Below are 15375 nucleotides of genomic sequence, written 5' to 3' on the forward strand. Positions count from 1 at the left end.
CCGGACCGACGTCCGGGGCTCCTGCCTGCGCGCCCGACCGATCCGCGCCCATGATCCGGACCGCATCCGCTGATGCCGGTGCCAGCGAGCGCCCCCGGCCGGTCGTTGATCCGGAGCGGCGACACCTCTTGCCACCAGCTGTCCGGCGCCGTTATGTTAATGAGAAATCACTTCTTCCGAGACTGTCGACAGGGGGCGGCGAGCAGCCCCTGGCCGGTGATGGGATGGCAACGACGCCTACCAGAGAGGCAGACAAGTACATGGAGAATCTCAGCAGAAGGAAGGTGCTGACCCTCGGCGCGGCGTTGGGCATCGCGGGGATGGCGGGCACCACCGGCACCGCGTGGGCTTGGTCGAGCAAGGGGTCCATCGCCGGGAGCGGGACGGGGGCCGATCCGTTCCAGGTGTGGGACGACAGCGCGGACGCGGTCGCCAAGGCGTTGCTGGCCGAGGGCAAAGTAGCGGCGGTCAACAAGGCCTGGGAAGGCTGGATCGACAACAGTGCGCCGTTGCCCGCCGGCATGCCGGACTATCTGGTGACGTATCTGCAGCAGGTCAACAAGCTGCCGTCGTGGGCGGATCCGGCGAAGCTTGCCGCGTCGGAGAAGCTTTATACCCGGTTGAGCAGTTATCTGTTCGTCTCGGAGACGCTCGGCAGCGGGATCATGAGCACCGTTATCCCGCGGGAGGCGCGGGCGGTTTACTGGTCGGCCGGCGGCGCGGACATGAAGCAGCGGGCGGCCAAGACGTTCACCTTCGGCTACGACCTGCACAACTCCAAAGCTTGGGCACCGGACGGGCATTTTGTCGTTACGGCCAACAAGACTCGCCTCGTGCACGCGGCGGTGCGGAATTTGCTGCCGACGTCGGCGAAGTACCAGGCGGGCGCGGATCAGCTCAAGCCGATCAGCAACGGGGACATTCTGCGGACGTTCCATTCTGTGGCGACTTTCGCGCGCAGCAACATGCTCAAGTGGCACATCGCGTTGTCGACGGCGGAGCAGGACGCGGATCTGCATGCCTGGCAGGTCGCGCTCCATCTGCTCGGCGTCCAGGAGCAGTTCATTCCGCAGACGTGGGCGGACGCGGAAGCGCAGGCTCAGCAGATGTTGTGGCCGGTGCTCGGGCCGACCGAGGAAGGGGTCAGCCTGGCGAAGACGTTGCTCGGGTATATCGAGAATCCGACGCTCGGGCTCGATTCCGGGTTCGTCAACGAACTGGTGCGGTATCTGCTCAACGACCAGATGGGCGATTGGCTCGGACTCCCCCGCGACTACGCGCAGGCGGCGTTGGTGCGGATCGAATGGCCTGCCTATGTGGCGTTCCGGGAAGGGGCGTCCAAGATCATGCCGGGCAGCTTCTATCTTTTCGATCAGTTCGTGCGCGGCATTTCGATGCTGTACCTCAACAACGGGACCTCGCCGACGCAGACGCCGATCACGCTTCCGACGGCGAATCGGCCGGGAGCCTAGAGGCCCAATGCGCTCAACAGGAAAGCGGTAGCGGCGGCGCGGTGGCCGGGGGTGTCCTCCCACCGCAGCCGCCGGCCGGTTTCGACTACTGCGCCGAAGCCCGCGTGCACCAGTACGCGGGCTTGGTGCGCGTCCAACTCCGGCCGGGCCTGGCGGAGTTGTTGTTCCCAGACCGCGATGTGCTCGCGTTGGGCGAGGATCAGCGGGCGTTGCAACGCGGCGGGCAGGCCGCCCAGTTCGGCGGCGGCGACGTTGGTCAGTGCGGTGTGTTCGAAGCTGTACGCCACGTAGGTCGCGGCCAGAACGGGCAGGGCTTGCGCACCGGTGGTGCCGTGGAGGTTTTGTTCTACGGCTTGCGACAGGAGTCCTGCGGCTTGCAGGCAGGCTGCCGCCAGAATCTCGGCCTTGTTGGGGAAATGGCGATACAGCGCGGAAGGCACTATGCCCACGGCTTCGGCGATGCGGGCGTTCGTGACGGTCGCGAATCCGTCGCGCTCGAACAACGGCACCGCGGCGGCGAGGATCTGCGCGCGGCGGGTCCGTGCCACAGGCTGGGCGGGCAGCTCCACCGAAGGCGCGGTCGGGGTGATCGTCGACGTGGCGAGGCGGAGGGCGGATTCGGTCAGCAAGTTCTCGGCGCGATGGTGGGCGATCGACGTGCGGTGCATGGTGATCGAGCCGATCGCGCCGAGTGCGGCTACGGCCCGGAGGTCCGCGTCCGGGGACGGCTGCACTACCTCGGTCACGCGCGCGACGACTTGGGCGAATTTCGCGCTCAGCACGCGCCGGTCCGGTCGGTCGAGGTAGCGGGCTTCCCAGCGGTACAGGCCGCCGGACTCGCGGTGGGCGACCGTGACCTGGGCCAGCGGACGGAGGACGGCCACGGCTGGTGCGTCAGCGGGCAGCGCGCCGAGGGCGGCGACGAGGCGGTCTGCCATCACGTTGGCGCACTCGGTGAAGAGGGCGTACTTGTTCGGGAAATGCCGGTACAGCGCCGCGGCAGTGATCCCGACGGCGGCGGCGATCTCCTCCATCGACGCCGCGTGGTAGCCGCGCTCGCTGAAGGCGCGGCCCGCCGCTTCGACGATGAGCTGCCTGCGATTGCGCGGACGCGTGGCCGCAGCCGGTTCGGAGGTCACTGCGGACCCCGAACACGCGGATGCGGAAGTACGGCCATGCCGGCCAGTCAATCACGAGACGGGCGGGTCTTCACGTGCGCGGACGCGTGGTTACCGCCACCGCCGGATCCAGGCCAGGAGGTCCGCGTCGCGCAGGGACGGGACCACGACGTCGGCGGGAAACTCGGTGCCGGACAACGTCGGGACCCCGACCACTGGCACGCCGGCGGCGCGGGCGGACCGAAGGCCGGTCATCGAGTCCTCGAAGGCGAGGGCCGAAGCCGGAGCCACGCCGAGCCGGGTGCAGGACGTCAGGTAGATCTCCGGAGCTGGCTTCGGCGCGACGACCTCGTCGGCAGCCACGCTGATCGAGAACTCGAAGCCGCCTCGCTTCAACGCGGCTTCCAGGAGAGCGCGTGGCGAGTTGCTGGCCACCGCGACCGGCACCGCGGCGGCGGCCAGTTCGACCAGTTCGTGGGCACCGGGCATCGCTTCGGCTTTGGCGGACACCACGTCGGTCACCAAGGCCAGCAACTCGTCCGCGATCGCGGGACCGTTGCCCGGTTCGCCGAAAACCTCGGCCATGGTGTCGGCCGCCGCGGCGAGCGATTTGCCGATGACCAGCGCCTTCTGCTCCGGTCCGAACGGGAGTCCACGGCGGGCGAAAAGCTCCGTTTCGCCGACCGACCAGCAGGGTTCGGTGTCCATCAGCAGGCCGTCGCAGTCGAAGACGACCGCCTGTGGCGTCCAGTCGAACAGCATTGGATCCCTTCCGTCAGCGGATCTTCAGTCTGTCATCGTCCGGCTCCCTGCTCGAGGTTTCGGCGGATGCGCTCCCGCGCGGCCGAATCGCCCGTTCCCAGGTCGGTGTTGCGGATTTCGTGGCGAAGACCGTCCGCCAGGACGAAACGCGGGTGATGCAGCGAAGCCAGCGACTCGGTCGGGTCGCCGTCCACCGCGATCACGTCCGCGCGCAGACCGGGGACCAATCGACCGGTTACGTCCGACAGGCCGCACACGCGAGCGGCGACGGAGGTGGCGCTGGCGATCGCTTGGCGCGGAGTCATTCCGGCTTCGGCGAAGGTGTCCAGACAGTCGGCGTAGCGTTCGAAGTGCACGAGCGGGATTCCAGCGTCCGTCCCGGCGACGATGACGGCTCCCAAGGCGATCAGCGCGCGCAGGTTGCCGACCACGGCGTCGCGTTCATCCCAGGGGCACATGTAGTCCGCTGCGGTGCAAGCGGTATTCATGGTCGGGCTCACGGCGATTCCGCGGGAAACGATCATCTCGGCGATTCGCGGATCGAATTCCGTACCGGTACGGGTGACCCAGCCGCAGTGTTCGATGCAGTCGACCCCGGCGAGTACGGCTCGTTCGATGCCTTCGACGCCCAGCGCGTGTGTCGTAACCGGCAGCGAACGGTCGTGTGCTTCGGACACCAAAGCGGTCAGCTCGTCCACGGTGTAGCGCGCTTGCGCCGGATGGCTGCCAGGGGTCATGAAGCCGCCGGTGGTCATGACTTTGATCAGGTCGACGCCGTCCTCCGCGTGCTGTTTGACCCTCGCGCGGACCTGGTCGACGCCGTCCGCGATGCCGCCCATGGACGCGGCGTGGCCGTTGGTGACGGTGATCGGGGCGTTCGCGGCGAGGATTCGCGGAGTGGCGTTCGGGGCGGCGGCAAGCAAGTCTCGTACGCGGGTGCCCAGGGTGCCGGGCGCGCCTAGATCGCGGGCGGTGGTGACTCCGGCGTCGAGCAATCGCTGCGCGTTGGCGATCATCCGGCGGCTCAGCACGTCGTCATCGCTGGGCATTTCCAGGCTGACTTCGCCGGAACCCGGGTCCTGGCAGAGGTGGACGTGACAGTCGATCAATCCGGGCATCAGGGTGACGTCGCCGAGGTCGGTCACCGGGCCGTCCGGAGCGGAATTCCGGGGTCCGGCATAGGTGAGCACGCCGTCCGAGACGGCGACGGCGGCGTCGTGGACCAGCGGGGCGGACGCGTCAGTCAAGAGCCGCGCGGCGGTGAGGATCATGCTTGCCTCCGGTATTCCGCGAGCGCCGTGCACAGGCGGTCGATGTCGTCGGTGGTGTTGTAGCAGTGGAAGGAGATCCGCAGGTTCGACCCGCGCGGCGCGGTGACGATGCGGCGGGCGGCGAGGAAGTCCGCCAGGGCAACGGGATCGGCGTCGACCAATGCGACTTGCGGGCCGGGGCGAGCGTCGGGGGCCGGTCCGTTCAGGGTTTCGCCAGCAGCGGTGAGGCGTTCGGTGGTTTCCGCGACCAGGCGTTCGACGTGGGCCCAGGCTGCGGCGGGATCGAGGTGGCTGAGGACTTCGATGCCGGCGCGGGCGACGTAGGCGGCGGGGATTCCGGGAGTGCCGGATTCGAAACGGCGGGCGCTGGTCGGGACGTCGAGGAGCGCGGGATCGAAGTCCAACGGGTCGACGCGGCCGAACCAGCCGGTCATCCGCGGCGGCTGGTGGTCTTCGACGCCGCTGCGGGCGAACAGCACCGCGATTCCGGGCAGGCCAAGCAAATACTTGAGGGTGCCGGTGACCAGATAGTCGCAGTCCAGTTGTGTGACGTCTACGGGGACGACGCCGACCGCTTGGTAGGCATCGACTAAAACTCGGGCCCCGACGGCTCGCGCGTGTTTGGCGATTTCGTTCACCGGTTGCAGGGAACCGTTGGTGTACAAGGCGAACGGGATCGATACGAGCCGAGTCGACGAGCCGATCTGAGCCCGGTAAGCCTCGATCACCCCGAGCGAACGCATCGCGTCCTGGCTGACCCACCGCATCTGCTCGCGTGCCGGACGTTGCGCGTGCAGCACCTGCCCGACGCTGGGAAACTCCGACGCCATCGACACAATCACGCCGCCGTCGTCGAAGTCGACCGCGTTGACCGCCTGAAAAGCGGCGTGCGACGCAGAGGGCACCAACGCGATCTCGTCCGGGTGCGCGTGGAGGAAACCCGCCGCGGCGGTGCGCAAACGCTCGACTTCGGTCATCCACGGACCCCACGGCGCACCCTGGTCGCGCAGCGAATACGCCAGCTCCCCCAATGCCGCGGTGACCTGCGTGGAAACCGCGCCCTGGCTGCACGAAGCCAGGTGCGTGGTGTCGGCCAAACTGGGGAACTGGGCACGGAACCGGTCGGGATCCACGAGTCACCTCCGCGAGAACTGCCGTCAGCCACAGTGAACAGTGAGCACTTCCACTGCGCAACCCTCTCTCGCGTCGCCACGATTGTCGTGATTGACGCAACACAAGTCATCGCTCACACTGATGCACATTCATCCAGGCTGAACACATCGACGTGGGTAGCTGAGGAGCGATCATGACCCGAACCGCACCAGGCAACCGCCGCCGCTGGCATTGGCTTCTGCTCGTCGTCCCGTTCGCGTGGTGCGTCGCGGCGATCCCCCTGGTCAACCGGATCGACTACGTCTTCGGCTCGATCCCGTTCCTGCTGGTGTGGATGACCGCGGGCGTGCTGATCGGCTCGGGCGCGATCGGTCTCGTCTACGCGATCGACCGCCGCCGCGGCGACCTGGACCGGGTGTAGCGCGATGGCACTGGCACTCGCTCTCCTGATCGCGGTCGGCTCGATCGTCTGGGGCACCGTCGCCGCCGCGCGCGGCCGGGCGATGAATCTGCAGGAATGGTCCGTCGGCGGACGCCGGTTCGGCACCTGGCTGTTCTGGTTCCTGCTGGTCGGCGAAACCTTCACGACGTTCGCGCTGCTCGGCGCGTCGCAGGGCGTGTTCAGCAACGGCGCGCCCGGGTTCTACGTCCTCGGCACGGTCGTGCTGACCGCGGCGGTCGGCTACTGGGTGGTGCCGAAGATCTGGCGCGCGGGCAAACAGCACGGCCTGGTCACCATGGCCGACTACTTCACCACCCGCTTCGAAGCCCGCTGGTTCGGCGGCCTGATCGCGGTCTTCGGGATCGTCGCGCTGCTGCTGTACGCGCAGGTCCAGTTGACCGGGCTCAGCCTGATCCTGGCGAGCCTGTTCGGCAGCGAGGTCCCGTCGCTCGTCTATGTCGTCGCCGGCGGGGCGCTGGTCGCCGGGTTCGTGCTGGTCGGCGGGATGCGCAGCGCCGCGTTCACCGCGATCGTCAAGGACGTCCTGCTGATCGCGATCCTGCTCGTGGTCGCGATCGGCGCGGCGGACGCGGCCGGCGTGAGCGGTCCGCTCGGCGTGTTCGACGCGATGAAACAAGCGCATCCGAACGGCGCGACACTGCCCGGACTCCACGGTTCGACCGCCACGAACACCTGGTGGTGGATGAGCTTCCTGCTGCTCACACCGCTGGGCTCGTTCGCGCTGCCGCACATGTTCCAGGTGTCCTACAGCGCGAAGGACGTCGCGACGATCCGCCGCAATCAAGTCGTCCAGCCGCTGTATTCGCTGTTCTACGTCCTGATCGTGATGATCGCGCTCGCCGCGGTGCTCGCACTGCCGAAGCTGACCGACAAACAGGCGAACGCGTCGCTGCTGATTTTCGTGCGCGAGAAGTATCCGGAATGGGTCATCGGGTTGCTCGGCGGTGCGGGCATTCTCGTCGCGCTGGTGCCGACCGCGGTGCTCGTGCTCGCGGCCAGCAGTCTGTTCACCCGCAACGTGCTCGGGGCCCGGTCGAAAAAATGGGCCTCGTCGCTGACTGCGATGCGCGTGGGCGTCCTCGTTTTCACTGCGCTTTCCGTACTTCTTGTCGCGCACAGCAACGAAAAACTGCTGAGCATCATGACGAACGTGTACAGCGCCGTCGGCCAGCTGGCTCCCGCACTGTTCCTTTCGATGCTGTGGCACCGGGTCACCGCGCCCGGACTGGCGGCGGGTGCGTTGTGCGGCGGGCTGATCGTCGGCGTGCCCGCGCTCGGTTCGCTCGTCGCGCACGCGATGCCGCCCGGAACCGTCGTCGGATTGCCCGCGCTCGTCGTCAACCTGATCGTGACGGTGGCGGTCAGCCTGGTGACCCGCCCGCCGTCGCGCACCGCGGTCGAAGTCGGGGCAGGGGACCGCCCAGCGGGACCCGCGGAGGCCAGTGACCTGCGCCGGAGCACCGTTTGACGATAATGATCGGGTGACCGTGACGAGGATCCGCGAATTCCGCACCCTGCGCGGGCTGACCGTGCGCCAGCTCGCCGACCAGGCGGGCGTGTCGACCGGGTTGATCAGCCAGGTCGAGCGGGGCGTCACCGACCCCAGCCTGGAAACCATGCGGCGCATCGCCGAGGTGCTCGACATCCCGCTGTTCAGCCTGTTCCAGGAGCCGGACGAGGAAACCGTCGCGGTGATCCGGCACGACGACCGGTACCGGATCTCCTCGCCGCACCACGCGATCACCTACACCCGCGCCTCCCCCGGCGGCGCGAAGCTCGAGGTGCTCGAAGGCGTGCTCGAACCCGGCGGCGCCTCGTCCGACGAACTGCGCTCGCATCCCTCCGAGGAATGCGTGGTGGTGATCGCCGGACGGCTGACCGTCCAGGTCGGCGAGCAGACGCACGTGCTCAAGACGGGCGACAGCTGCCACTTCGATTCGACCATCCCGCACCGCTTCCGCAACGACGGCCGGACCACCGCCCGTTTCCTCGTGAGCGTCACTCCACCGAGTTACTGATACTTCCGTCGGAAGTATCGTGGCCAAAATTGGTCTAGACTTTTCGTTCCGAAACCGGCGAAAAGGACGGACTGATGCGAGGGACGACGGTGCCTCCGGGAATGTGCTGCCGACCGGTCAAAACCGGTGAACTTCCGCTGCACCGGCTCGAGGTGCCCGCGCCCGACGCGGTGCCGTTCGCGGTCGGGTCTTTCGACGCGGTGGGCCCGTTGTCGAGGGCGGAATTCCCGCACCGGCACACGTTTTACGAAATCGTGCTCGTCACCGGAGGGACCGGCGCGCACGTGGTCGACCTGACGCGGTGGGAGCTGAGCCCGCCGCACCTCGGCGTCGTCACGCCGGGCCAGGTGCACCACTGGGAGGCGAGCGAACTCGCCGGATCGGTCGTGCTGTTCACCGACGATTTCCTGTTCGACCATCCGGCCGACCGCGAAACCCTGCGCAGGCTGCGCGAACGGCCGTGGCTGCGGCTGGACCGGGCCGAACACGACCGGACTGCGCGGCTGATCGCCGAACTCGAGGAGGAATTCCGCCGCGGCGGCGAGGACGGCGAATCCGTGCTGCGCGCGCTGCTGCACGTGTTGATCGTGCGCGCCGGGCGGCTTCCCGGGATTCCGTCCGCGCCGGCACCCGCCCGCGCACGTGCGGTAGCGGCGGAATTCGCGCAGCAGGCGGAAAAATCCGAGCTGGGACTGTGGTCGGTGCGCGCGCACGCCGAACGGCTCGGCGTCACTCCCGGCTATCTCACCGAAGCCGTCAAGGCGGCAACCGGGCGTACCGCGGCGGAATTGGTGCGCGAGGCGCGGACCCAGGAGGCGAAACGGTTCCTGCTGCGGACGAATCTGTCCGTGCGACAGGTGGCCAGCCGCGTCGGATTCGCTGACCCGGCCTACTTTTGTCGGTTCTTTCGGCGCGAAACCGGGTTGAGCCCCGGCGGATTCCGCCGCACCGGCGACACCGCCCCGAAGATTCACCACGACTGCATGACTCCGTCCATCGCTGCGGGCTGATCTCCTCCCTACCGTCGAGGGGAATCCCGAGCCCCACCGAGGAGCAGGCATGGACGAAGACAGAAAGTTCAGCCGCAAGGCAGTGCTGAAGGCCGCGCTGGCCGCCGGAGTCGCCGCGCCGGTGGCACTCGTCGGCGGCCCCGCCTTGGCCCGCACGAATTTCGCCGGCGGGCAGAAGGTCGAGCCCACCCCGTACTGCCACGACGGCGACGAGCCGACGATCGACCAGACCGAAGGCCCGTACTTCAAGCCGAACTCCCCCGAGCGCAGCGTGCTCGTCGACGCGAACACCCCGGGCCAGCGGCTCACCGTGAGCGGCTACGTGTTCGGGCTGTCCTGCCAGCCCGTCAGCCGCGCCCTGCTGGACTTCTGGCAGGCGGACGTGAACGGCGCGTACGACAACGTCGGCTACACCTTCCGCGGCCACCAGTACACGAACGACCTCGGCGAGTTCAAGCTGACCACGATCGTGCCCGGCCTCTACCCCGGCCGGACGCGGCACATCCACGTCAAGGTGCAGGCCCCCGGGGAGCCGATCCTGACGACCCAGCTGTACTTCCCGGGCGAGCCGCGGAACAACACCGACACGATCTTCGACCCGCGGCTGCTCATGACCGTCCGCGACGCCCCGAACAACGCCAAGGAGGCGGCGTTCGACTTCGTGCTCAACGTCCAGCAGACGCCGACCGGCGGGCCCTCGACGAGTCCGACGTCGCCGACCGGCCAGCCCGGCGGGACGTCCTGGACCGCGGGCAAGTCGTATACCGCCGGCACGCGCGTCACGTTCAACGGGGTCAGCTACGTGTGCCTGCAGGGCCACACCGCCCAGCAGGGCTGGGAACCGCCCAACGCGCCAGCGTTGTGGCAGAAGGGCTGATCCCCTCCCCACGAGAACGGCGGGCTCCCCCGGGCCCGCCGTTCTCCGTTCTCCGGGAATTTCCGAGAAGCCCGGCACGCGCTGTCGAGTTACGGTCGACGCGTTCGTCTTCCATTACGAACTCGCCGGACCGGCCCTCGGAGGACACATGCTGTATCTGCTGGTGATCTACAACTGCGACCGCCCGGAACCCGGCGATCCGGCCTTCCCGGACGCGCTGGCCAGGGTGAACGCGTTCGCCGACGAATGCCGCCGGCGCGGGGCGCTCGTGTCCGAGCATCCGCTGCAAGGCGAGCACACCGCCACCACGGTCAGCGTCCGCGACGGGAAGACGCTGATCACCGACGGGCCGTTCCTGGAGACCCACGAGCATCTCGGCGGCGTCTACGTCCTGGACTGCCGCGATCTCGACGAAGCCCTCGAACTCGCCGCGCTGTGCCCGATGGCCGCGGTCGGCACCGTCGAGGTGCGCCCGGTCGCCAGCGTGCCCGGGCTGACCGGCCACGCATGACGTCGCCGCTGCTGCGGGAGGTCTATCGCGAGCACCGGGCCCGGATGCTCGCGGCGCTGGTCCGCGTCCTCGGCGACTTCGAACTCGCCGAGGACGCGCTCCAGGACGCCTGCGCGCTCGCCCTGCGCAGCTGGGGCGACAAGCCGCCGGACGACCCCATGGCGTGGCTGCTGACCGCCGCCCGCAACAGCGCGATCGACCGGCTCCGGCGCGCCCGCCGCGGCCTGGAGAAGCTCGCTCAGCTCGGGGAACAGCCGGAGGTCACGGTGGATCGGTCCGAGGACAGCCTGCTCGCGATCGGCGACGAACGGCTCAGTCTCGTCTTCACCTGCTGCCACCCCGCGCTCGCCGAGGAGGCCCGCGTCGCGTTGACCCTGCAGGCGGTGGCCGGGCTGACCGCGGCGCAGATCGCGCGGACGTTCCTGGTCAGCGAGGCGACGCTGGCGCAGCGGCTGGTGCGGGCCAAACGCAAGATCCGCGACGCCGGGATCAGCCTCGCCGTGCCGGCCGATCATCTGCTGCCGGAGCGGTTGTCCGGGGTCTTGGCGGTGTTGTACTTGATCTTCACCCAAGGCTACACCGCGCCGGAACACCGGGAGCTGCAACAGGAAGCGATCCGGCTGGCGAAACTGGTCGCGACGCTCATGCCGGACGAACCCGAGGCGCTCGGCTTGGTTTCGCTGCTGCTCGTGCACGATTCGCGCACCGCCGCCCGCTACACGCCGGACGGTGACGTCGTGTTGCTCGAAGACCAGAACCGAAGCCGTTGGGACCACGGCGAAATCGCCGAAGCAATCGGCCTGCTGGACCGGGCGCTGCGCTTCGAGAACCCTGGGCCGTACCAGTTGCAGGCCGCCATTGCCGTCCAGCACGCGCAGGCTCGTTCCGCCGCGGACACCGACTGGGCGGCGATCGCTGGGCTCTATCAACGGTTGTACGAAACGAATCCGTCGCCGGTGATCGCGTTGAACCACGCCGTCGCGGTCGCCATGGCCACCAGCCCGGAAGAAGGCCTGGCGCTGATCGACGGTATCGACGGCCTTGACCGGTACCACCTCATGCACGCCGCGCGCGCCGATCTGCTGCGCCGGCTCGGCCGTACCGACGAGGCGATGACCGCGTACCGGCGCGCCCACGAACTCGCTCTCAATCCAGCCGACCGGCGATTCCTCGCCAGCCGCTTGACCACCTTGGAGTCCTGATGAGACTGTCCATTCTCGACAACGGGCATCGCTTGCGCGCCAAGATGTTCATGTCGGCCACGTCGAAACAGCCGCCGGACATAGTCAAGATGCTGTTGTACCGGCCCGGCTTTTTCGCCCGGCCGTTGCTGGACGTCACCGTTCCGGCGATGCGCGGCCCGTCGTTCTGGACGGCAGGGGAACGCGAATTCCTCGCCATGTCAACGGCGTTGCTGCACGAGTGCCCGTTCTGTATCGACTCGCACGCGGAGCTGACCCGGATCGCCGGACAAGGCGAGATCGACCCGTCGCAACCGGAAGCGGCGCGACCCGAGGTGCGCACCGTTCGGGCGTTCCTGGAGACCGTCACGCTGAACCCGGACCAGATCGTGCTGCCGGATCTCCCGCCGGAGGCGATCCGCGAAGCGCTGCGGGTGAATCTGGTGTGGAACATCGTGAACCGGCTCGCGAACGCGTTCGGCTTCGTGCTTCGCGAAGGGCAACTGGAGAGCGGGACCCGTGCCCTGCACAAATTCGGGTACCGGTTCCCCGGGTTTCTGCTCGCCGGTGGTCCGAGCGGCAAGCACGAGGATCCGGTGGAGAACCTGCGGTATTCCGTGTTCACCGCACCCGCGTCAACCGACCCGGCATTGCGCAAAGCAGCGGCCAGCGGCGACGGTTTACCTGCGCCGTTGCAACCGTTCACGGAAAAGGTTCGCGACGCGTCTTACCGGCTCACCGACGCCGATTTCGCCGAGCTGACCACGAAATACCAGGAAGACGAGGTCTACGAGATCACCGTCGCCGCGGCCGTCGGCGCCGCGTTGCGCAGTTTCGACGCCGGGCAACGGAAACTCACCGCATAATGCGAACCGGCGGCCAGGACGCACCCGGCCGCCGGTTCGCGATCCGCTCAGGGGCGGTAGAGCTCCTTGACGACGTCGATGGTGTCGTTCTTGTCGACGTGGATCTCGGCGTACAGCGGCTTCGCGCTGGTCAGCGCGTCCATCAGAGCCTGCTCGGTGCACGGGTTCGTGCCGCGGCCCTGCGGGTCGAGGGCGACCTCGCCGCCCGGGCACAGCTCGGCCGCGCCGAAGACCTGCGCGGTCTTGCTCACCGGGAGCCGGTAGGTCTTGGCGTCGGCCGGGACGAACTGGCCGTTGTCCGGGCCGCCCTTCTTCCAGGTGACCAGCTGGAACTGGGCCATGTTCACCGATCGGTCGAACCCGGCGAACTGCACGGTCTGCGTCGTGTTCGGGAAGCGGCGCATCGGGGCGGCGGGCTGCTGGCCGCCGGTGCCGCCGGTCGGCGCGGTCTTGATCATGAACTCGGTGCCGCCGTCCTTGCCGCAGTTCACGACACCCTGGGCGAATTCCTCTTCCGCGCCCAAGGCGCAGTCCCAGTGCCCTTCAATGCCGAGAACCCGGTGGCCGGGGCCTTCGCCCTGCGACGGAGCCAATTCGTAGTATTTCGTCATCACATTGAATGCTTCGGTGCAGCCGGGAATGGTTCCGTTCGCGCTTTGCACCGCGATCAGATCCATTTGCTTGCCGCCGGCCGGGCCGACCTGCCCGCCGTGCTTGCTGCAGTTGACATCGCCGTTCGACGTGGCCGTGGTGCCCGCCGCACCGGCGGAACCGCCCTGCGGGTTCTGCTTGACCGCCGCCGCGTCGGAAACGCTCTTCGCCGCGGAACCATTTCCGTCGACATTGTTTCCGCTGCACGCGGAAAGCAACGCGGTCGCGGCGACCGCCCCGCCGACCATGACCAGCTTCATCGACTTCATCGCGGTGAATCCCATTTCGTGCTCCCCGTGTCTTTTGGCGAATCTCTGCCCACAAAGACGTGAAGCACCGAATGACGTTGCCTCGAAGTTCCGCGGAGAGCCATCGTTGCCCCAATGTCGCGCCCGCCTGGTCCGTGCGGGCACGACCGCGAAGGGCGTCGCAACCCTCTAGTACACGCCGGTTTCCGATGTGCCCCCGCCGAGCGGCCAGGCGCTAGGCCGGGATGCCGAGCGCCGCCAGCCACACCCGGGTCAGCGTCGCGGCCGCGTCGTCCAGCGAACTGTCCGCGATAAACGCCTGATAGAAGACGCGTTCGGTCATCCAGACCAATGCCGCGGCGACCTCCGCCGCGGTCCCGGACGAAAGTCCGGCGCGTTCGGCGACGCCTGCCATGGTGTCGGCGAGCGCGACCACCGCGGAGCGCCACGCCTGGTCGATCGCCGGCACTGACGGGGAGAGTTCGACCGCCGTGCGCATCACCGTGCCGTGCTCGCGCCACATCCGCGCGGTCTGCTCGAGCCCTTGCCGGACCGCGTCGCCGGGAGCCGCGGCGGCCGCGTCCACCGCGTCGACCTCGGCGCGCAGCTTGGCCACCGTCCGCTCGACCAGCGCGGCGAACACCTCGTTCTTGGACCCGAAGTAGAAGTAGAGCGCGCCCCGGGTGATCCCGGCTTCCTGCGCGATCGTGGCGACGGTCATGCACGCCCCGCCCGTCTCGTTGAGCTGCTGCTCCGCCGCGTCGAGAATCGCGCGTTCGCGCAGGTCGCCCTTGGTCGGAGCCGTCCGGCGGCGGGTGCTTCGCTCTTCCACCTGCACGTTCTATCACGCCGACTATTTTTGACGCAGTGCAGATTTTTCTCGACGTGGGGTAGAGTTTGCTGCATGACCAAGCTCTTCCTGATCACCGGCGCCAGCTCAGGCCTCGGCCGGGCGTTCGCCGAGGCCGCGCTCGAAGCCGGCCACACCGTCGTCGGCACCGTCCGCAAGCAGGCCGACGCCGAGGAGTTCGAGCAGCTCCGGCCGGGGAAATCCCTCGCGCGCATCCTCGACGTCACCGATGACGACGCGGTGTTCCGGACCGTCGACGAGATCGAGGCCGAGGTAGGCCCGATCGACGTCGCCATCGCCAACGCCGGTTACGGCCACGAGGGCGTCTTCGAAGAGTCGACGATGGCTGAGCTGCGCGCGCAGTTCGAGGTGAACGTGTTCGGCGTCGTCGCGACGGTGAAGGCGGTGCTGCCGTACCTGCGGCAACGGCGGCGCGGGCACATCCTCGGCGTGACGTCGATGGCCGGGCTGATCACCGTGCCGGGCACGTCGTTCTACCAAGGCAGCAAGTACGCCGTCGAAGGCATTCTTGAAACGGTGGGCAAGGAAGTCGCACCGTTCGGCGTGCACGTCACCGCGATCGCGCCGGGTTCGTTCCGCACCGACTGGGCCGGCCGGTCGATGGTCCGCACCGACCGCTCGGTGCCGGACTATGACCAGGTGATGAACCCGATCCGCGACCACCGCCTCGCGGCCAGCGGCAAACAACTCGGCAACCCTCAGAAAGCCGCGGAAGCGGTGCTGCACATCCTCGACGTCCCGAACCCGCCCGCGCACCTGGTCCTCGGCTCCGACGCCCTCCGCCTCATCGCGAACGGCCGCGCGGCGGTCGAGAAGGAGATCTCGGAATGGGCGGAGCTGAGCCGGTCCACGGACTTTCCGGGCGGGGCTCAGCTGCCTGGCTGAGCAGCGGTGAACGTCCGCGAGGGGAAACGCGGAAAAGGCGCAACCGCACTGCGGCGCA

The 15375-nt window shown here is 68.2% G+C and carries 16 protein-coding genes; 10 read left to right on the plus strand and 6 right to left on the minus strand.

Going from position 1 to position 15375, the window contains the following annotated elements; all coding sequences use genetic code 11:
• The first annotated feature begins 260 nt into the window (after positions 1-260).
• Positions 261-1472 (plus strand): oxygenase MpaB family protein, encoded by a 1212-nt coding sequence (locus tag FKO37_RS43890; protein WP_238608442.1) that lies wholly within the window; start codon positions 261-263, stop codon positions 1470-1472.
• Here FKO37_RS43890 and FKO37_RS43895 read toward each other — a convergent pair.
• From FKO37_RS43895 to FKO37_RS43910, 4 genes are all read right to left on the minus strand, one after another.
• On the minus strand, positions 1469-2611 hold the full coding sequence (locus FKO37_RS43895; protein WP_238608443.1) for a TetR/AcrR family transcriptional regulator: 1143 nt from the start codon (positions 2609-2611) through the stop codon (positions 1469-1471). The two genes, FKO37_RS43890 and FKO37_RS43895, sit on opposite strands and share 4 nt — an antisense overlap.
• 90 nt (positions 2612-2701) lie before the next feature.
• Complete coding sequence (locus FKO37_RS43900) at positions 2702-3352, minus strand: HAD family phosphatase (protein WP_238608444.1); 651 nt, start codon at positions 3350-3352, stop codon at positions 2702-2704.
• 32 nt (positions 3353-3384) lie between these two features.
• The gene (locus FKO37_RS43905) at positions 3385-4623 is read right to left on the minus strand and encodes an amidohydrolase family protein (protein WP_238608445.1); all 1239 of its coding nucleotides are present in this window, start codon (positions 4621-4623) and stop codon (positions 3385-3387) included.
• Complete coding sequence (locus tag FKO37_RS43910; protein ID WP_238608446.1) at positions 4620-5756, minus strand: aminotransferase class V-fold PLP-dependent enzyme; 1137 nt, start codon at positions 5754-5756, stop codon at positions 4620-4622. Before FKO37_RS43910 ends, FKO37_RS43905 begins: the two co-directional genes overlap by 4 nt.
• Positions 5757-5929: 173 nt before the next feature.
• Between FKO37_RS43910 and FKO37_RS43915 the strand changes: the two genes are divergently transcribed.
• The 8 genes from FKO37_RS43915 (at position 5930) to FKO37_RS43950 (ending at position 12662) form a co-directional block, all read left to right on the plus strand.
• On the plus strand, positions 5930-6157 hold the full coding sequence (locus FKO37_RS43915; RefSeq protein WP_051171722.1) for a DUF3311 domain-containing protein: 228 nt from the start codon (positions 5930-5932) through the stop codon (positions 6155-6157).
• Positions 6158-6161: 4 nt separating this feature from the next.
• Entirely contained in the window at positions 6162-7667 is a 1506-nt protein-coding gene (locus FKO37_RS43920; RefSeq protein WP_037818261.1) for a sodium:solute symporter, read from the plus strand.
• A 13-nt stretch (positions 7668-7680) separates the two neighbouring features.
• Entirely contained in the window at positions 7681-8217 is a 537-nt protein-coding gene (locus tag FKO37_RS43925) for a helix-turn-helix domain-containing protein (protein WP_037818260.1), read from the plus strand.
• A 74-nt stretch (positions 8218-8291) separates the two neighbouring features.
• Positions 8292-9227, plus strand: a complete 936-nt coding sequence (locus FKO37_RS43930) for an AraC family transcriptional regulator (protein WP_037818259.1) — start codon at positions 8292-8294, stop codon at positions 9225-9227.
• Positions 9228-9276: 49 nt separating this feature from the next.
• A complete protein-coding gene (locus tag FKO37_RS43935) occupies positions 9277-10104 on the plus strand; it encodes a carbohydrate-binding protein (RefSeq protein ID WP_037818258.1) in 828 nt (275 codons plus the stop codon).
• Between the two features lie 148 nt (positions 10105-10252).
• Complete coding sequence (locus tag FKO37_RS43940; protein WP_037818257.1) at positions 10253-10615, plus strand: YciI family protein; 363 nt, start codon at positions 10253-10255, stop codon at positions 10613-10615.
• On the plus strand, positions 10612-11817 hold the full coding sequence (locus tag FKO37_RS43945) for an RNA polymerase sigma factor (protein WP_238608447.1): 1206 nt from the start codon (positions 10612-10614) through the stop codon (positions 11815-11817). Before FKO37_RS43940 ends, FKO37_RS43945 begins: the two co-directional genes overlap by 4 nt.
• Positions 11817-12662 (plus strand): hypothetical protein, encoded by an 846-nt coding sequence (locus tag FKO37_RS43950; RefSeq protein ID WP_238608448.1) that lies wholly within the window; start codon positions 11817-11819, stop codon positions 12660-12662. The genes FKO37_RS43945 and FKO37_RS43950 overlap by 1 nt, the downstream gene beginning before the upstream one ends.
• A 47-nt stretch (positions 12663-12709) precedes the next feature.
• Here FKO37_RS43950 and FKO37_RS43955 read toward each other — a convergent pair whose 3' ends face one another.
• Together FKO37_RS43955 and FKO37_RS43960 are read right to left on the minus strand one after the other, a co-directional pair.
• Positions 12710-13597, minus strand: coding sequence for a hypothetical protein (locus tag FKO37_RS43955; protein WP_238608449.1), 888 nt, complete (start codon positions 13595-13597; stop codon positions 12710-12712).
• A 199-nt stretch (positions 13598-13796) separates the two neighbouring features.
• A complete protein-coding gene (locus FKO37_RS43960; RefSeq protein WP_238608450.1) occupies positions 13797-14393 on the minus strand; it encodes a TetR/AcrR family transcriptional regulator in 597 nt (198 codons plus the stop codon).
• Between the two features lie 72 nt (positions 14394-14465).
• On the opposite strand from FKO37_RS43960, the gene FKO37_RS43965 reads away from it, so the two are divergent.
• Complete coding sequence (locus FKO37_RS43965) at positions 14466-15317, plus strand: oxidoreductase (RefSeq protein WP_238608451.1); 852 nt, start codon at positions 14466-14468, stop codon at positions 15315-15317.
• Positions 15318-15375 lie beyond the last annotated feature (58 nt).

This window comes from Amycolatopsis sp. Poz14 (genome assembly GCF_006704225.1).
GTDB classification, from domain to species: Bacteria; Actinomycetota; Actinomycetes; order Mycobacteriales; family Pseudonocardiaceae; genus Amycolatopsis; species Amycolatopsis nivea.